The following is a 231-nucleotide window of genomic DNA, read 5'->3' on the forward strand; positions in this document are numbered from 1 at the left end:
TGACGCCAACGGTAATATCTCATTGACGGAAGCGGGCGTGGAAGCCTTTACCAATGATTTTGAAACCTTAGGCAATCAGCATCAAATTACCGTAGTTGCTTCTGATGGTGTTAACGACACGCCAATTACGGTCAAATTACACGAGCAAGATCTTAATGAACCGCCAGTCTTTGACCCTCCGGAATATGGCGATGAGTACATATTCTGTTATGACGAAAACTCGCCGGATGA

Annotated in this window: 1 protein-coding gene; it reads left to right on the forward strand. The window is 45.0% G+C overall.

Annotated features, from left to right (window positions below):
- Positions 1 to 37: 37 nt before the first annotated feature.
- A partial coding sequence (locus E0702_RS19470; protein WP_205742153.1) for a hypothetical protein occupies positions 38 to 231 on the forward strand: 194 nt, incomplete at its 3' end.

The sequence above is a fragment of the Halomonas marinisediminis genome (assembly GCF_004347715.1).
GTDB lineage: Bacteria > Pseudomonadota > Gammaproteobacteria > Pseudomonadales > Halomonadaceae > Halomonas > Halomonas icarae.